The 19,000-nt window shown below is 67.7% G+C and carries 19 protein-coding genes; 10 read left to right on the top strand and 9 right to left on the bottom strand.

Features of this window, described 5'->3' with window-relative positions:
• Positions 1 to 23: 23 nt before the first annotated feature.
• The gene (locus VDQ18_RS08705) at positions 24 to 479 is read right to left on the bottom strand and encodes a GNAT family N-acetyltransferase (protein ID WP_323020557.1); all 456 of its coding nucleotides are present in this window, start codon (positions 477 to 479) and stop codon (positions 24 to 26) included.
• Positions 480 to 648: 169 nt separating this feature from the next.
• On the bottom strand, positions 649 to 2,661 hold the full coding sequence (gene tkt / locus VDQ18_RS08700) for a transketolase (RefSeq protein ID WP_323020556.1): 2,013 nt from the start codon (positions 2,659 to 2,661) through the stop codon (positions 649 to 651).
• Positions 2,662 to 2,857: 196 nt separating this feature from the next.
• Here tkt and VDQ18_RS08695 point away from each other — a divergent pair, with 196 nt between their 5' ends.
• Both VDQ18_RS08695 and VDQ18_RS08690 read left to right on the top strand, forming a co-directional pair.
• A complete protein-coding gene (locus VDQ18_RS08695; protein ID WP_107750429.1) occupies positions 2,858 to 3,388 on the top strand; it encodes a hypothetical protein in 531 nt (176 codons plus the stop codon).
• Between the two features lie 13 nt (positions 3,389 to 3,401).
• Positions 3,402 to 3,773, top strand: coding sequence for a cell division protein ZapA (locus VDQ18_RS08690; RefSeq protein WP_323020555.1), 372 nt, complete (start codon positions 3,402 to 3,404; stop codon positions 3,771 to 3,773).
• Positions 3,774 to 3,777: 4 nt separating this feature from the next.
• Here VDQ18_RS08690 and VDQ18_RS08685 read toward each other — a convergent pair whose 3' ends face one another.
• From VDQ18_RS08685 to purL, 6 genes are all read right to left on the bottom strand, one after another.
• On the bottom strand, positions 3,778 to 4,482 hold the full coding sequence (locus VDQ18_RS08685; protein ID WP_323020554.1) for a hypothetical protein: 705 nt from the start codon (positions 4,480 to 4,482) through the stop codon (positions 3,778 to 3,780).
• A 27-nt stretch (positions 4,483 to 4,509) separates the two neighbouring features.
• Positions 4,510 to 5,166: a hypothetical protein gene (locus VDQ18_RS08680; protein WP_323020553.1), complete on the bottom strand. Its 657-nt coding sequence runs from the start codon at positions 5,164 to 5,166 to the stop codon at positions 4,510 to 4,512.
• A gap of 182 nt (positions 5,167 to 5,348) precedes the next feature.
• Positions 5,349 to 5,711, bottom strand: a complete 363-nt coding sequence (gene grxD / locus VDQ18_RS08675; RefSeq protein WP_323020552.1) for a Grx4 family monothiol glutaredoxin — start codon at positions 5,709 to 5,711, stop codon at positions 5,349 to 5,351.
• A 187-nt stretch (positions 5,712 to 5,898) separates the two neighbouring features.
• Positions 5,899 to 6,141 (bottom strand): BolA/IbaG family iron-sulfur metabolism protein, encoded by a 243-nt coding sequence (locus tag VDQ18_RS08670; protein ID WP_323020551.1) that lies wholly within the window; start codon positions 6,139 to 6,141, stop codon positions 5,899 to 5,901.
• 55 nt (positions 6,142 to 6,196) lie between these two features.
• Positions 6,197 to 6,655, bottom strand: a complete 459-nt coding sequence (locus VDQ18_RS08665) for a hypothetical protein (RefSeq protein ID WP_323020550.1) — start codon at positions 6,653 to 6,655, stop codon at positions 6,197 to 6,199.
• 259 nt (positions 6,656 to 6,914) lie between these two features.
• Positions 6,915 to 9,074: a phosphoribosylformylglycinamidine synthase subunit PurL gene (gene purL, locus VDQ18_RS08660; RefSeq protein WP_323020549.1), complete on the bottom strand. Its 2,160-nt coding sequence runs from the start codon at positions 9,072 to 9,074 to the stop codon at positions 6,915 to 6,917.
• Positions 9,075 to 9,297: 223 nt separating this feature from the next.
• Here purL and VDQ18_RS08655 point away from each other — a divergent pair, with 223 nt between their 5' ends.
• The 3 genes from VDQ18_RS08655 to VDQ18_RS08645 are packed head-to-tail and all read left to right on the top strand — an operon-like array spanning position 9,298 to position 11,344.
• Entirely contained in the window at positions 9,298 to 9,639 is a 342-nt protein-coding gene (locus VDQ18_RS08655; RefSeq protein WP_323020548.1) for a YciI family protein, read from the top strand.
• A gap of 21 nt (positions 9,640 to 9,660) precedes the next feature.
• A complete protein-coding gene (locus VDQ18_RS08650) occupies positions 9,661 to 10,029 on the top strand; it encodes a YciI family protein (protein WP_323020547.1) in 369 nt (122 codons plus the stop codon).
• 1 nt (position 10,030) lies between these two features.
• Positions 10,031 to 11,344, top strand: coding sequence for an RNA polymerase sigma factor (locus tag VDQ18_RS08645; protein ID WP_323020546.1), 1,314 nt, complete (start codon positions 10,031 to 10,033; stop codon positions 11,342 to 11,344).
• Between the two features lie 104 nt (positions 11,345 to 11,448).
• Here VDQ18_RS08645 and VDQ18_RS08640 read toward each other — a convergent pair whose 3' ends face one another.
• The gene (locus tag VDQ18_RS08640; RefSeq protein ID WP_323020583.1) at positions 11,449 to 12,354 is read right to left on the bottom strand and encodes a LysR family transcriptional regulator; all 906 of its coding nucleotides are present in this window, start codon (positions 12,352 to 12,354) and stop codon (positions 11,449 to 11,451) included.
• 168 nt (positions 12,355 to 12,522) lie between these two features.
• On the opposite strand from VDQ18_RS08640, the gene VDQ18_RS08635 reads away from it, so the two are divergent.
• The 5 genes from VDQ18_RS08635 to VDQ18_RS08615 form a co-directional block, all read left to right on the top strand.
• The gene (locus VDQ18_RS08635) at positions 12,523 to 15,936 is read left to right on the top strand and encodes an indolepyruvate ferredoxin oxidoreductase family protein (RefSeq protein WP_323020545.1); all 3,414 of its coding nucleotides are present in this window, start codon (positions 12,523 to 12,525) and stop codon (positions 15,934 to 15,936) included.
• Positions 15,937 to 15,998: 62 nt separating this feature from the next.
• Positions 15,999 to 16,922 carry a lysophospholipid acyltransferase family protein gene (locus VDQ18_RS08630; protein WP_323020544.1) on the top strand — a complete coding sequence of 308 codons (924 nt, stop codon included), beginning with the start codon at positions 15,999 to 16,001 and terminating at the stop codon, positions 16,920 to 16,922.
• Between the two features lie 8 nt (positions 16,923 to 16,930).
• On the top strand, positions 16,931 to 17,743 hold the full coding sequence (locus VDQ18_RS08625; RefSeq protein WP_323020543.1) for a glutamate racemase: 813 nt from the start codon (positions 16,931 to 16,933) through the stop codon (positions 17,741 to 17,743).
• Between the two features lie 81 nt (positions 17,744 to 17,824).
• The gene (gene ccmE, locus VDQ18_RS08620) at positions 17,825 to 18,316 is read left to right on the top strand and encodes a cytochrome c maturation protein CcmE (RefSeq protein ID WP_323020582.1); all 492 of its coding nucleotides are present in this window, start codon (positions 17,825 to 17,827) and stop codon (positions 18,314 to 18,316) included.
• Positions 18,317 to 18,393: 77 nt separating this feature from the next.
• Positions 18,394 to 19,000, top strand: a 607-nt coding sequence (locus tag VDQ18_RS08615) for a holin-associated N-acetylmuramidase (protein ID WP_323020542.1), incomplete at its 3' end; no start/stop codon positions are given.

The following is a 19,000-nucleotide window of genomic DNA, read 5'->3' as shown; positions in this document are numbered from 1 at the left end:
GCCCATCCTACCCCACAAGCGGGTCAGGCGCCGAGCCGCAGGTGGATATTGGCGTGGGGCAGCCCCTCGTCATCGACTTCTCGGCGCGAGATTTCCCGGAAGCCATAGGCGAGATAGACCTGCAGCGCGCGCTCGTTCTCGACATAGACCTCGAGTTCCAGCGCGCTCCGTTGCCTGCGGGCCAGATCCAGCAGCGCCCGGCCGATGCCCTGGCCCTGTGCCTCGGGCGCGACGAAAAGCCCGCCGATGTAGCCTTCCAGCAGGCTGATGAAGCCCAGGGGCGTGCCGTCGGGTGCCTCGGCCACCCAGGTTTCGGCCATCGGCAGATAGCGCGTCTCGATCAGCGTCTTGTGCTCGAGAAGCTTCTCCTGCCCGAGAAAGGCATGCGCCTGCAACGAGGCGGCATACCAGAGGGCCGAGAGGCAGGTCGGATCGGAAGCCGGGTCATGGGCCCGGATATGAAAGGATGGGGTCGTCATGAGTCATCCACAGAGAAAAGGAAAAAGACGGCGCTCCCGGTGGGGGATGCCGTGGGTGGAACCGCCGGGCGGCTCGACTTTCAACCTCTGCGCATAACTCTCCTTATCCGGGGGCGGGCCGGGCCCGCGGGGGGGACGCCCGGCCGCAAGGCCGGGCGAAACATTGTCCTCAGAGCAGCGCCTTGACCTTGGCCACGGTCGCCTCGGCGGTGATGCCGAATTCCTGGTAGAGCCGTTCGGCCGGGGCCGAGGCGCCGAACGAGGTCATGCCGACGAAATCGGATTTCCGCGCCCGCTCGCCCAGCAGCCAGCGGTCCCAGCCACCGGCGCGCACCGCCGCCTCGATGCCGACGCGCACCGGACCCGCGGGCAGGACGCGCTTGCGATAGGCCTCGTCCTGCTGCGCGAAAAGCTCCATGCAGGGCATCGACACCACACGCGTGCCGATCCCTTCGGCCTGCAGCAGGTCGCGGGCTTTCAGCGCGATCTCCACCTCGGAGCCGGTGGCGATCAGGATCGCCTGGCGCTTGCCCTCGGCCTCGGCCAGGACATAGGCGCCCTGGGCCACCAGGTTCTTCGCCGTGTTCTGGCTGCGGGCCGGGGCGAGGTTCTGGCGCGAGAGCGAGATGACCGACGGCGTCGCGGTCTGTTCCAGCGCCACTTCCCAGGCCTCGGCGGTTTCCACCAGATCGGCGGGGCGGAAGACCAGCGTGTTGGGCGTGGCGCGGCTGATGGCCAGATGCTCGACCGGCTGGTGGGTCGGGCCGTCTTCGCCCAGACCGATGGAATCATGGGTCATGACATAGACGACCGGGATCCCCATGAGCGCCGACAGGCGCATCGAGGGGCGGGCGTAGTCGGTGAAGGCCATGAAGGTGCCCGAATAGGGCCGGATGCCGCCATGCAGCGCCATGCCGTTCATCGCCGCGGCCATGCCATGCTCGCGGATGCCCCAATAGACGTAGCGGCCCTTGCGGCTGTCGACGTCGAAGATGCCCAGATCCTCGGTCTTGGTGTTGTTCGAGCCGGTGAGATCGGCCGAGCCGCCCATCGTGTCGGTGACGATCGGGTTGACCGCCTTCAGCACGATTTCCGAGGCCGAGCGCGAGGCCATGGCCTTCGGCGCCTCAATGGCGGCTTTCTTCACGGCGCGGATGGCGGCGCCGAGGCGCTTGGGCAGGCCGCGGGCGAAGATCCGCTCGAACTCGGCGCGCTTGGCCGGGGCCAGCGCGGCGATCCGGGCCTCCCATTCGGCGCGCTCAGCGGCGCCACGGCTGCCGATGGCTTCCCATTCGGCCTTGATATCGGCCGGGATCTCGAAGGCGCCATGCTCCCAGCCATAGACGGCGCGGGTGTCGGCGATCAGCTTGGCGTCGGTCAGGGCGCCGTGGCCCTTGGACGTGTCCTGCGCGGACGAGCCCACGGCGATATGCGTCTTGCAGGCGACCAGCGCCGGGCGGGCCGAGGCCTTGGCGGCGGTGATGGCGCGGTCGATGTCGGCCGGGTCATGGCCGTCGCATTCGAAGACATCCCAGCCGGAGGCCGCGAAGCGCGCCTTCTGGTCGGTGACGTCCGAAAGGGCGACCTTGCCGTCGATGGTGATGCCGTTGTCGTCCCAAAGGACGATCAGCTTCGACAGCTTGTGACGCCCGGCAAGGCCGATGGCCTCCTGGCTCACACCTTCCATCAGGCAGCCGTCGCCGGCGATGACATAGGTGTAGTGGTTCTGGATCTTCGCACCCCAGCGGGCGCGCAGATGCTCCTCGGCCATGGCGAAGCCGACCGAATTGGCGATGCCCTGACCCAGCGGGCCGGTGGTCGTCTCGACGCCCTTGGCATGGCCGTATTCCGGGTGACCGGCGGTGATGGCGCCCCATTGGCGGAAGTTCTTGATCTGCGCCAGCGTCATGTCGGCATAGCCGGTCAGATGCAGCAGCGCATAGATCAGCATCGAGCCATGACCGGCCGACAGGATGAAGCGGTCGCGGTCAGCCCAGTCGGGGGCCGAGGCGTCGAATTTCAGATGGTTCTTGAAGAGCACGGTCGCGACATCGGCCATCCCCATCGGCATGCCGGAATGCCCGGACTTGGCGGCGGCAACCGCATCCATGGCAAGAACGCGGATGGCGGTGGCCAGGCGCCAATGGTCGGGGTGCTGGGTACGAAGCGAGGCGTAATCCAAGGCAGCGGTCCTTTCGACGGGGTGTTAGCGCGCCTCATAGCAGGCTTGGGACCGAGATCAAGCGCGCTGGCCGGGGCCTGCGGCGGGGATCGGTTGGAATGGCGGGATTTTCCCCCTATTCTGGGGACAAAACGACCCGCGGCGGCCGGGCGCGTGATTCGCGTCCCCGATCCCGGGCACTATCGAGGAGAAGCGAATGAGCGATCTGGCCCCCGTCGAACGCCGGCTGTCGTCGGCTCTCGAACGGATTGCGCGGCAACTGGACAAGGGACCGGCACGGGCCGCGGCCAAGGCACCGCTCTTCGGGCTGGGCGGGCAGCGCGATCATGCGCCCGATCCCGAACAGGCCGCCACCATCGCCAGCCTGCGCGACGCGCTGGAGAAGGAGCGCGCCGCCAATGCCCAGCTCTCGGAGCGGGTGCATCAGGTCAAGCAGCGGCAGGAGACGACGATTGGCCAGCTGGAACGGCGTCTGGCCCGGCTGACCGAGCAGCTCGACCTGCAATCGCTGGAAATGCTGCGGCTGAAGAAGGCCAATTCCAAGCTGATCGAGTCGAATGGCGCGCTGCGCGAGGCGCAGATCGAGGGTTTTCCCGATGCCACGCTGATCAACAAGTCGATCTCGGCCGAGCTGGAGGCGCTTCAGGCCGAGCGCCGGGCCGAAATGGCCGAGATGGAAGAAATCCTCGCCGAGTTGAAGCCGCTGATCGCGGCCGAGTCGCGCTGACAGGGAGGGGCTTATGCCCAACGAGACGATCACCATTGGCGGCAAGTCCTTCGACGTGGCCTATCAGCCGGGCGAGGAGCAATACCTGCGCGCCGCCGCCGCCATGCTGGATGTCGAGGCCACCGCGCTCATCGGGCAGATCGGCCGCCTGCCGGAATCGCGCATGCTGTTGATGGCGGGGCTGATGCTGGCCGACAAGACCGCGGGCGCCGAGGATCGCGTGCGCCAGCTGGAACAGCAGCTGGGCGAGATGCAGGCCGAGATCGACCGCCTGCGCGCCGCGCCCCCCGCCGGGGTGGCGGGTCTGCCGCCCGGCACGCTGGAACGGATGAACGCGCTGGCCGAGCGGGCCGAAACCCTGGCCGATCAGTTCGAAAGCCGCTGAGAGTTCAGGAGCGCTGAGCGCCGCCAAGGTCGGCCGCCAGCGCCTGTGCCGTATCGAACAGGCGCTCGATATCCGCGGCCTCGTTCAGGGGGCGCCCCAGCCGCAGCCGCGTGCCCTGGGGGCTCACCATCACCATGGCCTTCTCGTCGCCGCTGGCCTTGAGCGCCCGGGCAATCGGCGCGGCCTCGATGAAGGGCGCGGGATCGACCGTTGCCAGGATCGACAGCGGCAGGCCCTGGGGCACGGGTTGCTCCACCAGCTGCCCCAGATGATCGCCGATTTCCTCGCCCAGCAGCCGGCCGATGAAGAAGCGCGCGACGGAATTGTCGAAGACCCCCAGCATGCTGCTGGCCGCCTGCGCCAGCTTGGGGTCGAGGGGCGGCGTATAGACCGCCAGCCCGCCCTGCAGCCGCGGCTCGCGCAGCGAGGCGACGGTCGAGCCGCCCTTGGTGGTCGATCCCGAGCCCGATTTGCGGGTCAGCTTGCGGGTGACGACCAGTTCGGTGCCGCTGGCCGGATCAAGGAAATGCAGCTCAACCGGGCGGTTGCCGCGCGAACGCTCGAAGACATGCTCCCAGCCCCGCCGCTCGGCCAGTGCGACATACTCGGCGCGGCGCCGCTTTTCGGTGCGATGGCTGACGAGGATCAGCGCCAGCATGCCGCCGACCAGCACGACGACGACAAGGAGTGCGACAATCTCTGAGGCCATGGGAGCATCCGTCCTGGGTTGCGGGGATCAGGCCGCCTGCCGCCGCGGTCCGGCGTCGAGCCGGTGCTGCAGCCTGCGCAGGGTGTCGAGGATCGGCGCCAGCGCGCCCGGGTCTTTTATCGTCCTGCCCAGCCGCAGGTGCAATCCTTCCGCGTTGAGGGCAATCATCGCCCGGCCTCCGGGATCGGGCCGCAGGGCGGGATCGCGCAGCGCCTCAAGCAGCACAGCGAGATCGGGGCTTTCGCCCGCAGGAACCTCGGACAGGAAGGCCAGCGCATCGCCCAGATGCCGGATCTCGGGCGTCTCGCTGCCTCTCGCCACCCCGCGCAGCGCCTGATCCAGCCGCGTGCCGGGCCGGTCGGCACCGGGGACGACCAGCGCCACGAAGCCGCGCGACAGGCGCGGCGCGGGCAGGGTCAGGCTGACGGTGCCGGGCATCTTCGTGCCGTTGCGGGTGGTGCGGGGCGCGGTCTCGACCGTCATCAGGGTGCCGGCCGCGTCGGTCAGGCGATAAAGCGCGTCGGTGCCGGGGATCCGGTAGAGCGTCAGCCCGCGTCCTTCGGCGAAATCCTCGAAGGCCGCGGCGCGGCGGGCCTGGGTATCGCGCAGCCGACGCAGCAGCGCGACGGCCAGCAGCGCGCCTAGCGCGAGGGCGAGGATCTGGGTGAAAAGGACGACCGACATGGAGGAAACCCGTTGCTCTCTTGCGCATAGGTCGCGCGGGGCGGCAAAGGGTTCATCCGTCAGGGCAAGAAAATCGCGATGCGGCGCAACAAGAGCGTGAGGCCTGACGAAACGGGTGCCATTTCCATGAAAAAGGGCCGGTGCACCCGGCACCGGCCCCCGATCTTGCGGCGAAAAAGCTCTCAGGCGTTGGCTTCGCGGATCTTGTCGGCGGCGTCCTTGTCGAAGGACACGCCCTTGGCCGCGAACAGCTGGTCCAGCTCGCCCGAGAGCGTCATCTCGGTCACGATGTCGCAACCGCCGACGAATTCGCCCTTCACATAGAGCTGCGGGATGGTCGGCCAGTCCGAGTAATCCTTGATGCCCTGACGGATATCGGCATCGGCCAGCACGTTCACGTCCTGATACTCGACGCCCATGAAGTTCAGGACCCCGGCAACGCGGCTGGAGAAGCCACATTGCGGCATGGTCTTGGTGCCCTTCATGAACAGCACCACGTCATTGGCTTTGACCAGCTGGTCGATGGAGGTCTTCACGTCGCTCATGGGTCTGGGTCCTTGTCTCGTGCCCTGGGCGGGCCGGGAATGGGTCAATGGGAGTCGCTGTTGCGGGGGATCTGGTGTGGCCGGGGCCGCGGGTCAAGCCCGCTTGCGCGCACGGGGATCGGCACCGGCGCCGGGGTCGGGGCGACAGCGGCGCCGATCAGGGCGCCCAGCGCAGCCAGCAGGCCCTTCATTCGGGGGCCTTCGTGGTCAGGGCCAGCGCGTGTAGCTCGCCCTGGGCGCCATCCATCTTGCCCTTCAGCGCCGCGTAGACGTCGCGCTGCTGCTGCACCCGGTTCTTGCCCTTGAAGCTCGCGTCGATCACCTCGGCCGCGTAATGGTTCCCGTCCCCGGCGAGGTCGGTGATGGTGATCTTCGCGGCCGGGAAGGACTCGCGCAGCAGGGTTTCGAGTTCGGTTGCCGAAATGGCCATGCGGGTCTCCTTGCGTTGCTCAAGATGTAAAACCCGCGCCCCCCCGGCGCAAGGGTCAGGGCGCTGCGACATGCGGTCTGAGCGCGGCAAGAAACGCCCTGAGCCGCGCCTCGGCGCCCGAGACGGCAAAGCCGCGCAGGCTTTCGGGCGACCAGGGCGCCTGCGGATGATGGAGCGCGATCAGCGCCTGCTGTTCCGCCGCCAGAGCCTCGGGCAGGGCCAGCGATTCGGCGGCGATCAGCAGTTCCAGCCCGGCATGGATGCGCCGGAGGATCCCCAGAGCCTCGGCCATCGGCGCCCGCAGCGTCGCGTCCTGCTGCCAATCGGCACCGGCGAAGACCTCCTGCACCACGCGCTGCCCGGCGCCGAGGCAATCGTAGAGCACGCAACCCCGGAAGCCCGAAGGTTCCAGCCGCTCATGGATGGCGCAGCCGTGGCCCGAGAGGTTGGGGCAGGGGTGCAGCGCGGGCTTGTCCAGGGCAAAGGCCTCGCCCTTGTCGAAGGGCAGCGCCATGCAGCACAGCGCAGCACAGGCGGCACAATCAGCTTTGAGGGCGGGCAGGGGGTGCATGGCCCCGATGTGCCAAGCCAGCAGGCGGGGCGCAACCCCGCCCCTTCATTCTGCCAGAAATACGCACGGGGTTTCCAAAGGGGGGCGTGCCCCCCTTTGGGCAGGGGGTGCGGGGGTGAGCGGCGTCTCGGAAACGCGCCAGTGGCGCGTTTCAGCCGCGAACGCCGCGCCCGTGGCGCGGCCGGACCTTGGCCCCCCGCCTTTACCCGATCGCCGCCGCGAAGGCCCCGCGATAGAGCGCCGACAGCTCCGCCAGCGGCGCCGAGGCCCCGCCGAAGCTCACGCTGTCGCCGCCGAACTTGCCGACCGTCGCGACCGTCACCCCGGCAGCGCGGGCTGCGACCATCAGCGCTTCGGCCTGATCGAAACCACAGGCCACCAGATAGCGCGCCTGATCCTCACCAAACAGGAACCCGGTTTCACCCGTCTCCAGCGTGACGCCCAGCCCCGCGCCCTCGGCCATCTCGAAGGCGGCGAGCGCGAGCCCGCCGTCCGAGAGGTCGGTCGCGGCCTTGATCAGCGCGCGGTTCGCCCGCAGGAACTCGCCATTCGCCCGTTCGGCGGCCAGATCGACCGCGGGCGCGTCGCCGTCCTCGCGGTTGAAGACCTCGGCCAGGATCGCCGATTGCCCGAGATGCCCGGCGGTCTCGCCGATCACCAGCGCGAAATCACCGGCCGAGGGCTGGCCCGCGATCAGGTCGTCCAGGCTGTCCAGCAGACCCACCGCGCCGATGGTCGGCGTCGGCAGGATGCCCTTGCCATCGGTCTCGTTGTAGAGGGACACGTTGCCCGAGACGATGGGCATGTCCAAGGCCGCGCAGGCCTCGCCGATGCCCTGGATGGCGCCGACGAACTGGCCCATGATCTCGGGCTTCTCGGGGTTGCCGAAGTTCAGGTTGTCGGTGGTGGCGAGGGGCTTCGCGCCGACCGCAGTCAGGTTGCGGTAGGCTTCCGCCACCGCCTGCTTGCCGCCCTCGACCGGGTTCGCCTTGACGTAGCGCGGCGTCACGTCCGAGGTGAAGGCCACCGCCTTGCCGGTGCCATGCACCCGCACCACGCCCGCGCCCAGACCCGGCGCGCGGACCGTATCGGCCATGACCATGTGGTCGTATTGTTCCCAGACCCAGGCCTTGTGGGCGTAGTTCGGGCTGGAGATCAGCGCCTTCAGCCCGTCGATCGGGTCGATCTGTGCCACCGGCGCCATGGCTTCGGCGGCAGGCGTCGGCACCCAGGGCCGGTCGTATTCCGGCGCCTCGGACGAGAGTTTCGACAGCGGCAGGTCGGCTTTCACCTCGTTGCCGTGCAGGATCAGGAAGCGGTCCTCGGGGATCGTCTCGCCGACGATGGCGAAATCGAGGTCCCATTTGACGAAGACGGCGCGGGCCTCGGCCTCTTTCTCGGGGTGCAGCACCATGAGCATGCGCTCTTGGCTTTCCGAGAGCATCATCTCATAGGCCGTCATCGCGGTTTCCCGCTGCGGCACCTGATCGAGGATCAGCTTGATCCCGAGGCCACCCTTGTCGCCCATCTCGACCGCCGAGCAGGTCAGACCCGCGGCGCCCATGTCCTGGATCGAGATCACGGCGCCGGTCTGCATCAGCTCCAGACAGGCCTCCAGCAGGCGCTTCTCGGTGAAGGGGTCGCCGACCTGAACGGTGGGGCGCTTTTCCTCGATGGTGTCGTCGAATTCGGCCGAGGCCATGGTCGCGCCGCCGACACCGTCGCGGCCGGTCTTGGCGCCCAGATACACCACCGGCATGCCGACGCCCGAGGCCGCCGAGTAGAAGATCTTGTCGGCGTCAGCCAGACCCGCCGCAAAGGCGTTTACAAGGCAATTGCCGTTGTAGCTGGCGTGGAAGCGCACTTCGCCGCCCACGTTCGGCACGCCGAAGCAATTGCCGTAGCTGCCGATCCCCTCGACCACGCCCTTGACGATATGGGCAGTCTTGGGATGCGACGGCAGGCCGAAGCTGAGCGCGTTCATCGCCGCGATGGGGCGCGCGCCCATGGTGAAGACGTCGCGCAGGATCCCGCCCACGCCCGTCGCCGCGCCCTGATGGGGCTCGATATAGGACGGGTGGTTGTGGCTCTCCATCTTGAAGATCAGCGCCTGACCGTCGCCGATATCGACCACGCCCGCATTCTCGCCCGGCCCGCAGATGACCTGCGGCCCCTTGGTCGGTAGCGTGCGCAGCCAGCGCTTCGAGGATTTGTACGAGCAATGCTCGTTCCACATCGCCGAGAAGATCCCGAGCTCGGTAAACGTCGGTTCGCGGCCGATGATCTCCAGGATGCGCTGGTATTCGTCCGGCTTCAGACCATGCGCGGCGATCAGGTCGGCGGTGATCTCAGGTTCCTGCATCCTATCCCCCGGGGCTTTCGCGGTTGCGGCGTCTTTAGAACGCCGGGGGGCCGGAGGAAAGGCCGCGTGCGGGCGGTGCGAAAAAATTCTGCGCCTGTTCGGCCGGGAATGTCGAAAACGGCGGCGCCCGGGCGTCGTTCCGGTGTCAGCTGCCTGCGGGCGGGGCCGGGGCTTGCCGGTTCGGTCCGGGGCGGCGACACTCACATCGGTTCAGGAGACGACCATGAAGTATATCGCCCTCATCTATTACGATCCCGCCGAGGCCCCGCAATCGGGCGGTTCGATGAACGAGGCCTATTTCGATTTCAACCGCCGGGCCGGGGCGGCCGGGGTGCTGGCCGGGGGCGACGCCCTGCAGGCGCCCGCGACCGCGACGGTGGTGCGGATGCGCGGCGGCGAGGCTCAGACGATGGACGGCCCCTTCGCCGAGACCAAGGAACAGCTGGGCGGCTATTACCTCCTCGATTGCACCGATCTCGACGAGGCGCTGCATTGGGCGGCGCAGATCCCCGGCGCCCGGATCGGGGCGGTTGAAGTCCGGCCGCTGATGATCTTCAACGCCTGACCGAACGGAAGGAATAACCCGATGAAATATCTTCTTCTCCTCTACGGGGGCGATCTGCCCGAACCGCAGCCCGGCACGCCCGAGTTCGGCCAGATGATGCAGGACTATGACGGCTTCAACGCCCTGCTCGAGCGCGACGGCATCGACTGGTCCGGCGAGGCGCTCGAGGATGCGGGCACCGCAACCTCGCTGCGCAAACGGGGCGGCAGGGTCGAGACGTTGGACGGACCCTTCGCCGAAACCAAGGAGCAGCTGGGCGGCTTCTACCTGATCGACGTCCCCGATCTGGACGCGGCGATGCGCTATGCGGCCGAAATCCCCGCCGCGCGCTATGGCACGGTCGAGATCCGGCCGATCATGGACACCGCCCCCTTGCTGCCCGGCGGCTGAGATGGGCGCGGCCCCGATCCTGGAGGCGATCCACCGCCACGAGAGGGGCCGCATCCTGGCGGCGCTGATGGCCGAGCTGCGCGACCTCGACCTGGCGGAAGAGGCGCTGAGCGAGGCGATGGAATCGGCGCTGGTGCATTGGGGCAGGGCGGGCGTGCCCGACCGCCCCGGTGCCTGGCTGCTGACCGCCGCGCGGCGCAAGGTGATCGACCGCTGGCGCCGCGCCGCGCGTCTGGCCGCGCGCGCCCCCGACCTGCGGCTGCTGGCCGAAGCCGACGCCGCCGCCCGCGAGGAACCGGCGCCCGAGATCCCGGACGAACGGCTGCGCCTCATCTTCACCTGCTGCCACCCCGCGCTGGAGGCCAAGACCCGCGTCGCGCTGACCCTGCGGACCCTCGGCGGCCTGACCACGGCCGAGATCGCCCGCGCCTTCCTCGATACCGAGCCCGCCATGGGCCAGCGCCTGAGCCGCGCCAAGGCCAAGATCCGCGAGGCCGGGATCCCCTTTGCCGTGCCGGGGCCGGGCGACTGGGCGGCGCGGCTGGGCTCGGTGCTGGCGGTGCTCTATCTCATCTTCAACGAGGGCTATGCCGTCACCGCGGGCGCGGCGCCGCTGCGCGTCGACCTCTCGGCCGAGGCGATCTACCTCGCCCGCATGCTCGACCAGCTCCGCCCGGACGAGCCCGAGGTTCTGGGCCTGTTGGCGTTGATGCTGATCACCGATGCGCGGCGCGCGGCGCGGCTGGGGCCGGACGGCGCGCTGGTGGCGCTGGACCGGCAGGACCGGCGGCTCTGGGATCAAGCCGGGATCGCCGAGGGCGAGGCGCTGGTTGACCGGGCCATGGCGCTGCGCGCGCCGGGGCCGTTCCAGATCAAAGCCGCCATCGCCGCGCTTCATACCGCGCCCGAGATCGACCGCCGCCAGATCTTTCTGCTCTACGACAGCCTCCTGCGATTCGAGCCGACGCCGGTCGTGCGCCTCAACCGCGCGGTGGCGCTGGCTGAAACCGGCGAGGCGGCGGCGGCGCTGGCGCTGGTCGAGGCACTGCGCGTGGATTTGCATAGCTATCAGCCGTTCCACGCCGCCCTGGCCGAACTCAGGGCCCGGGCGGGGCAGGGCGCTGGCGCAGCGGAAGCCTATGGCGAGGCCATCGCCCGGTCGGGGAATGCGGCGGAACGGGCTTTCCTGAGGACACGGCTGGCAGCGGTGCAGACGGCCGCCGACCCAAAAAAGAAGGCCGAGCAAAGCTCGGCCCAAGTCCAACAGGGAGGTAAAGATACAGAAGGAACTCCTGTATCTCACGAACCCAGATAATCGAATCGCTGCATGCGTTCAACAATTTCGTCGCTGCATGTGCATCATAGCCGTGATGCGTTGCATGCATGCCTCACCCTAGGTCAACGCAACCGGCGGGTGAGCTACTCGCTGCTGGGCATGGTTCGTTGGCGGCGATAGGCGATCACACCCTCCAGCACGAAGTCCCGGAATGCCGATACCCGCTTGGAATGACGCAATTCTTCCGGGTAGGCCAGGAACACCGGAACCTCGGCGCTTTCCACATCGGGCAGCACCCGCACCAGTTGCGAGAAATCCTCGGTCAGGTAATCGGGCAGCACGCCGACGCCCAGATGATTCACCACCGCCTGCAACACGCCGAAGTAGTTGTTCACCGTAAAGGTCGAGCGGATCTGCTGCGTCATCAGCTCGCGCACCAGCGCGCCACCGGCGGCGACTTGATGGGCATTGGCGCTCTGGCAGACCAGGCGGTGATCCTTCATCTCGACCAGCGAGGTCGGCGTGCCGTTCTGGCGCAGGTATTCGGTCGAGGCGTAAAGCCGCATCCGGACGCCCATCAGGCGCTTGCGGATCAGGTCGGCCTGGCTGGGCTCCTTCATCCTTATCGCCACATCGGCCTCGCGCATCGGCAGGTCGAGCACGCGCTCTTCCAGCATGAGGTCGATCTTCAGTTCCGGATATTTGGCGTAGAGCGTCGGCAGGCGCGGGGCCAGCCACAGCGTGCCGAACGCCGTGGTGGTGGTGACCCTGAGTTCACCATAGACCTCTTCCTCGCTGTCGCGGATCCGCGCGGCGGCGGTTTCCAGCCGCTTGGTCATGGCCCGCGTCGCGTCGAACAGCAATTCCCCCTGTTCGGTCAGAATCAGCCCCCGCGCGTGGCGGTGGAACAGAATCGTGCTGAGGCTTTCCTCCAGCCCCCGGATCTGGCGGCTGACAGCCGATTGGCTCAGGCCCAGCGTGTCACCGGCATGGGTCAGGCTGCCGGCATCGGCCACCGCGTGAAAGATTCGGAGCTTGTCCCAGTCCATCATAAAATATCGGTCATTACCCGCCGCTGTTTCATTGCCAATCGTTTCTATGGCAACGTTGTCTACCCGAAAAGACAAGAATCCGTGGAAACGGGTTTTAAGGTCAGCCTTTTTGACCTATACTGGCGCTAACGCCACCCGAGTGGCGATCGGCATGGGAGGTGCACGATGGGTAAGCAGACGGTGTCTCTGAACGACCGTTTCGACCTGGATAAATCCCCGGTTCTGCTGAACGGCACTCAGGCGCTGGTGCGTCTGATGCTGGCGCAGCAGGCGCGGGACCGGGCGGCGGGGCTGAAGACGGCGGGCTATGTGACGGGCTATCGCGGCTCGCCTCTGGGGGCCGTCGACCAGCAGATGATCCGCGCCAGACCCTTCCTCGATGCCGCGCAGGTCACCTTCCAGGAGGGGCTGAACGAGGACCTCGCCGCCACCGCCGTCTGGGGCACCCAGCAGGCCGAACTGCGGGGCGAGGGCAAATACGACGGCGTCTTCTGCCTGTGGTACGGCAAGGGGCCGGGGATCGACCGTTCGGGCGACCCGATGAAACACGCCAACATGGCCGGGACCTCGAAGAACGGCGGCGTCATCATGGCGATGGGCGACGACCATACCGGCGAAAGCTCGACCGTGCTGCACCAGTCTGACTGGGCGATGGTCGATGCCTATATGCCGATCGTCTCGCCCGCGGGCGTGCAGGAAATCCTCGACTACGGTCATTATGCCTTTGAACTGAGCCGGTTTTCCGGGCTCTGGGTGGGCCTCAAGACGATGAAGGATACCGTCGAGGCCACGGCCGTGGTCGACGGCAATCCGCACCGGATGTCCTTCGTACGCCCCGATTTCCAGATGCCGGCCGGCGGGCTGAACATCCGGCTGCAGGACACCCCGGTCGCGCAGGAAGCGCGGATGATCGACTACAAGCGCTTCGCGGCCGAGGCGTTCAGCCGCGCCAACCGCATGGACAAGCGCGTCTGGGGCAAGCCGGGCGCGAAGATCGGGCTCGTGGCCGCGGGCAAGAACTGGCTCGACCTCGTGCACGCCATGGGGCTGCTGGGCCTGGATGAGGCCGCGTGCGAGCGGCTGGGCATCACCACCTACAAGGTCGGGCAAACCTGGCCGCTGGACATGACCAGCTTCCATGAATGGGCCGACGACCTCGACCTGATCATCTGCGTTGAGGAAAAACGCAAGCTGATCGAAGTGCAGATCAAGGAAGCGATCTTCGACGACCGCCGCGGCCGCCGCGTCTATGGCTGGTACAAGGGTGGCGCCGGGGGGATGCATTCCGAGGAATTGTTCCCGACCCGCTACGCCCTCGACCCGGTGATGATCGCCGAGAAACTGGGCGGCATCTTCCTGGAAGAAGGCTGCGATACCGAAGGGTTACGCGCCGGTCTTGAGAGGCTGACTGAAGCCCGCCGGGCCGACAACGCCACCGATATCGCCCAGCGGACGCCGTGGTTCTGCTCGGGCTGCCCGCATAATTCCTCGACCAAGTTGCCCGACGGCAGCCGCGCCTATGCCGGGATCGGCTGTCACTACATGGTCCAGTGGATGGACCGCGACACGCTCGGTTTCACCCATATGGGCGGCGAGGGCGCGAACTGGATCGGCGAGAGCCTGTTCTCGCACCGCGGCCATGTGTTCCAGAACCTCGGCGACGGGACCTACAACCATTCGGGCGTGCAGGCGATCCGCGCGGCTTTGGCCGCCGGGACGACGATCACCTACAAGATCCTCTTCAACGATGCCGTCGCCATGACCGGCGGCCAGCGCAACGAGGGCGGACTCACCGCCTATCAGATCGCGCGCGAGATCACGGCTATGGGCGTGAAGCCGGTGGTCGTGGTCTATGATGAGAAGGAAGAGCTGGATCTCTCGCAATTCCCGGCGGGGATCGAAAAGGTCGAACGCGCCAACCTGATGAATGTGCAGGAGAAGATGGCCGAGACCAAGGGCGTCTCCGCCATCATCTATGTTCAGACCTGCGCCGCCGAGAAGCGCCGCCGCCGCAAGCGCGGCACCTTCCCCGATCCCGACCGCCGCGTCTTCATCAACACCGAGGTCTGCGAGGGCTGCGGCGATTGCGGGGTGCAGTCGAACTGCGTCTCCATCGTTCCGGTCGAGACGGAGCTGGGCCGCAAGCGGGCCATCGACCAATCCTCCTGCAACAAGGATTACAGCTGTCTCAAGGGCTTCTGCCCGTCTTTTGTCACGGTCGAGGGCGCCAGGGTGAAGAAATCCGCGACCCGGGCGCTGGACCTGCCGGACCTGCCGCTGCCGCAACTGCCAGCGATCAACGGCACGCATAACCTGATCATCACCGGCGTCGGCGGCACCGGTGTGGTGACGGTCGGCGCGGTGCTGGCGCAGGCGGCGCAGATCGACGGCAAGGGCGCGGGCATGATGGAGATGGCAGGCCTCGCCCAGAAGGGCGGCGCGGTCCATATCCACCTGCGGCTGGCCAACAAGCCCGAGGATATCAGCGCCGTCCGCGTCGCCGTGGGCGAGGCGGATGCGGTGATCGGCGGCGATCTGGTGGTGACGGCGGGCGCCAAGACCATCGGCCTGATGACCACGGGCCGCACCGGCGCGGTGGTCAACAGCCACGAAATCATCACCGGCGCCTTCACCCGTGACACCGAATTCCGCTTGCCGATCAACAATCTGGAGGTCGCTCTTGAAGCACGGCTTCGCGACCGGCTGTCGCTGTTCGATGCCTCGGAGCTGTCGCGCGTGGCACTGGGGGATTCGATCTATTCCAACATGATGGTGCTGGGCGGCGCCTGGCAGCAGGGGCTGGTGCCCCTGAGCCTCGAGTCGATCCGCGAGGCCATCGTGCTGAACAAGGCCGCCGTCGAGGGCAACCTGCGCGCCTTCGAGATCGGGCGTTGGGCCGTGCTGCATCCTCAGGATGCCGCCAAAGTCATCGCACCCAACGACATCAACAGCTTGCCGGTCGATCCTGTCGCCTTCCGCGAGGCGCGGCTGGTCGAGTATCAGGGCAAGCGGCTGGCCAAGCGCTTCCGCAAGCTGGTCGATGGCGTAGAGGACAAGGGCCTGCGCGAGGCCGTGGCCAAGGGCTATCACAAGCTGCTGGCCTACAAGGACGAATACGAGGTCGCGCGCCTGCATCTGTCGACCGAGGCCAAGCTGCGCGAGACCTTCGACGGGGATTTCGTGATGAAATTCCACCTCGCGCCGCCGGTCATGGGGGGCAAGGATCCCTCGGGCCGGCCGAAGAAGCGGGAATTCGGGCCCTGGATGATGTCCGGCTTCAAGCTGCTGGCCCGGCTGAAAGGCCTGCGCGGCACGCCCTTCGACCCCTTCGGCTATTCAGCGGAGCGGAAGATGGAACGCAGCCTTATCAAGCAGTTCGAAGGCGATATGAAAGCGGTTCTGCCGAAGCTCACCCCGGCGACCCGCGATCTGATCCTGGAACTGGCCATGTTGCCGCTGTCGATCCGCGGCTATGGCCCGGTCAAGGACGCGAACGAGGCCAAGGCGGCGAAGCGGCGCGAGGAGATCCTGGCGGCCATCGCCCAGGGCGGCGCACCCACCCGGATGGCGGCGGAATAACCGTCGCCATTCTGTCACCAGCAGGCGCTAGGACTCGGGCATATCCTTTGCCCGAGTCCCCCATGTCCCTCGCCATCCTCGACACCCCCGTCCGCCACCGCCGCCGCCCGCTTGCCCGTGGCGTGGCCCGCGATATCACCTATGCGATGTCGGCCGGGACCAGACCCGGGCAGGCCCTGATCCGCAGCGTCGAGAATGTCACCGGGCGGCTGGCGCTGATGCGCCGTGCCGAAGGCTATGAGGCCGAGGTCGCGCAGGGCCGCGATTTCTGGCGGGTGATGATGGAGCGTTTCGGCCTCAGGCTTGACGTGATCCGCGGCTCGCTGGGTACGATCCCCACCCGCGGGCCGCTGGTCGTGGTCTCGAACCACCCGTTCGGGATCTTGGACGGGCTGGTGCTGGGCCATATCCTCAGTGCCGTGCGGGGCGGGGATTTCCGCATCGTCGCGCATAACGCCTTCCTCGGGGCCGAGGATGTGCGCCGCGCCATCCTGCCGATCGATTTTTCCGGCAGTCGCACGGCGCAGGCCCGCAACATCGCCACCCGGGCCGAGGCGATCGGCTACCTGCAGGCGGGCGGCGCCATCGGCATCTTTCCGGGCGGCACGGTGGCGACCGGCGTCACCCCTGCGGCCGAACCCCGTGACCCGCAATGGCGCGGTTTCACCGCCAAGATGATCGCGCGCTCGGGCGCCACCGTGGTGCCGCTCTGGTTCGAGGGGGCGAACTCGCGCCTCTTCCAGCTGGCCAGCCATGTGCATCCGACGCTGCGCATGGCACTGCTGATCCGCGAATTCGCCGCCCGGACCGACGGGCCGGTGCGGCTGGCGGTCGGCGATCCGATCCCGCCGCACAAGCTCGCGAGCGTTGGACAGGGGGCCAATCAGGTGATGGATTTCCTCCGCCGCAGCACGTATGACTTGTCGCCGAACCCCTCGGACTGGGCCCGCCTGGGCTTTGAATTCGAGGCGCAATATCGGCGATAGAGGCAGCAATGGCAGTAGGCGTGTTCGATTCCGGGCTGGGCGGGCTCACGGTTCTGGACGCGCTGGTCCGACGGCTGCCCGAGGTGCCCTTCGTCTATTTCGGCGACAACGCCAACACGCCCTACGGCACGCGCGACGCCGATGATATCTATCGCCTGACCACGCAAGGCGTGCAGCGCCTGTTTGACGAGGGCTGCGATCTGGTGATCCTGGCCTGCAACACCGCCTCGGCCGCGGCGCTGAAGCGGATGCAGGAAAGCTGGATTCCGCCGGGCAAGCGCGTGCTCGGCGTCTTCGTGCCGCTGATCGAGGCCCTGACCGAACGGCAATGGGGCGACAATTCCCCGCCGCGTGAGGTGGCGATCAAGCATGTCGCGCTGTTTGCCACCCCCGCCACCGTCGCCAGCCGTGCCTTCCAGCGCGAACTTGCCTTCCGCGCCATCGGCGTCGATGTCGAGGCTCAGCCCTGCGGCGGCGTGGTCGATGCTATCGAACAGGGCGACATGATCCTGGCCGAGGCGCTGGTGCATAGCCACGTCGAGGCGCTGCACCGCCGGATGCCGAAGCCCGAGGCCGCCGTGCTCGGCTGCACGCATTATCCGCTGATGGAGGAGGCTTTCCGCGCCGCGCTCGGCCCCGGCGTGCAGGTCTATTCCCAGCCCGAGCTGGTCGCGGCGAGCCTGGAGCATTACCTCGAACGCCACCCCGACCTGATCGGCACCGGCAAGGAAACGCTGTTCCTGACCACCGGCGATCCGGTGGCGGTCGGCCACAAGGCCACGCAATTCCTGCGCCGCCGGATCCCGTTCAAGGCCGCCTGATGCGGCAACGGGTCCCGTTGCCAGCCGTGCCCCGCCTTCCTATCTGAGGCAGCGAACCCCCGGAGGATTCCCATGGCCGGCATGAAGAGCCTGAAAAAGACCCGCCGCGTGCAGATCATCGCCGTGGCCGCCGTGGCGCTCACGCTCAGCACGGCGCTGATCGGTTATGCGATGCGCGACGGGATCAACTTCTTCCGCTCGCCCAGCCAGGTGATGGCCGAGCCTCCGGCGCCGAACGAGGTCTTCCGCCTGGGCGGCATGGTCGAGGTCGGCACCCTCAGCCGCGGGCAGGGCGAATCGATCACCTTCTCCGTCACCGATTTCTGCGCCAGCGTGCCGGTCAGCTACCGCGGCATCCTGCCCGACCTCTTCGGCGAGAACGAGGGCACGGTCGCCACCGGCCGGCTGGTCGACGGGGTCTTCGTCGCGACCGAGATCCTGGCGAAGCATGACGAGACCTATATGCCGCGCGAAGTGGCCGATGCGGTCGGCGCCCAGGGCTCGCCCAATGCCGCGGCGAACCGCCCGGAATGCGAATACCACGGCGAAACCTACCCGACCCAGGGCACCTGAGCCGCAACGCACGCCGCCGCTACCGGATCTGAACCCCGGCCCGCGATCCTGCCCGCTTTCCAGCATGGGAGGGCGCGATGCGCGACGTGCAAAGCCTTGCCGAAGAGATCGTCGCCCGCGAGGGCGGCTTCGTCAACGACCCGGACGATCCGGGCGGGGCCACCAACTTCGGCGTGACCATCGGCACGATGCGGCGGCTGGGGCTGGACCTGACCGGCGACGGGCAGGTAAGCGAGGCCGATGTCAGTGCGCTGACCCGGCCGCAGGCGGTGGCGATTTTCCTTGAGCATTACTACCGCCGCCCCGGCATCGCCGCGCTGCCCGAGGCGCTGCAACCCTCGGTCTTCGACATGTATGTGAACTCGGGCGGCAATGCGGTGCGGATCCTGCAGCGGCTGCTGGGCGAGATGGGCCATGACCTGACGGCCGACGGCGTGATCGGGCCGCAGACGATCCGCGCCGCGCAGGCCGCCTATCAGGCCGCGCCCGGTCATCTCGCCGATGCTTACGGCATCGCAAGGCGGAGTTATTACTACGCCCTGGCCGACAGCCGCCCGGCCTCGCGCAAATACGCAAGGCGCCGGGACGGCGGGAAAGGGGGCTGGATCCTCCGGGCCGAGGAATTCATCGCGCCCCGCTACCATCTGAGCGAGGCCGACCACCGCGAAAGGACCGCCGCATGGG

The organism is Pararhodobacter sp. (assembly GCF_034676075.1).
Classification (GTDB): domain Bacteria; phylum Pseudomonadota; class Alphaproteobacteria; order Rhodobacterales; family Rhodobacteraceae; genus Pararhodobacter.
The sequence above is the reverse complement of the archived record's forward strand: the minus strand, read 5'-3'. Positions and strand labels throughout refer to the sequence as shown.

Excerpts from the sequence above, each read along its gene's own strand:
- VDQ18_RS08640 (WP_323020583.1), bottom strand. The coding sequence starts at position 12,354 with ATGGACTGGGACAAGCTCCGAATCTTTCACGCGGTGGCCGATGCCGGC.
- VDQ18_RS08680 (WP_323020553.1), bottom strand. The coding sequence starts at position 5,166 with ATGTCGGTCGTCCTTTTCACCCAGATCCTCGCCCTCGCGCTAGGCGCG.
- VDQ18_RS08665 (WP_323020550.1), bottom strand. The coding sequence starts at position 6,655 with ATGGCGCTGCCCTTCGACAAGGGCGAGGCCTTTGCCCTGGACAAGCCC.
- VDQ18_RS08635 (WP_323020545.1), top strand. The coding sequence starts at position 12,523 with ATGGGTAAGCAGACGGTGTCTCTGAACGACCGTTTCGACCTGGATAAA.
- VDQ18_RS08670 (WP_323020551.1), bottom strand. The coding sequence starts at position 6,141 with ATGGCCATTTCGGCAACCGAACTCGAAACCCTGCTGCGCGAGTCCTTC.
- grxD (WP_323020552.1), bottom strand. The coding sequence starts at position 5,711 with ATGAGCGACGTGAAGACCTCCATCGACCAGCTGGTCAAAGCCAATGAC.
- VDQ18_RS08690 (WP_323020555.1), top strand. The coding sequence starts at position 3,402 with ATGCCCAACGAGACGATCACCATTGGCGGCAAGTCCTTCGACGTGGCC.
- VDQ18_RS08685 (WP_323020554.1), bottom strand. The coding sequence starts at position 4,482 with ATGGCCTCAGAGATTGTCGCACTCCTTGTCGTCGTCGTGCTGGTCGGC.
- ccmE (WP_323020582.1), top strand. The coding sequence starts at position 17,825 with ATGAAGAGCCTGAAAAAGACCCGCCGCGTGCAGATCATCGCCGTGGCC.
- VDQ18_RS08630 (WP_323020544.1), top strand. The coding sequence starts at position 15,999 with ATGTCCCTCGCCATCCTCGACACCCCCGTCCGCCACCGCCGCCGCCCG.
- VDQ18_RS08645 (WP_323020546.1), top strand. The coding sequence starts at position 10,031 with ATGGGCGCGGCCCCGATCCTGGAGGCGATCCACCGCCACGAGAGGGGC.
- VDQ18_RS08625 (WP_323020543.1), top strand. The coding sequence starts at position 16,931 with ATGGCAGTAGGCGTGTTCGATTCCGGGCTGGGCGGGCTCACGGTTCTG.
- VDQ18_RS08655 (WP_323020548.1), top strand. The coding sequence starts at position 9,298 with ATGAAGTATATCGCCCTCATCTATTACGATCCCGCCGAGGCCCCGCAA.
- VDQ18_RS08650 (WP_323020547.1), top strand. The coding sequence starts at position 9,661 with ATGAAATATCTTCTTCTCCTCTACGGGGGCGATCTGCCCGAACCGCAG.
- VDQ18_RS08705 (WP_323020557.1), bottom strand. The coding sequence starts at position 479 with ATGACGACCCCATCCTTTCATATCCGGGCCCATGACCCGGCTTCCGAT.
- VDQ18_RS08695 (WP_107750429.1), top strand. The coding sequence starts at position 2,858 with ATGAGCGATCTGGCCCCCGTCGAACGCCGGCTGTCGTCGGCTCTCGAA.
- purL (WP_323020549.1), bottom strand. The coding sequence starts at position 9,074 with ATGCAGGAACCTGAGATCACCGCCGACCTGATCGCCGCGCATGGTCTG.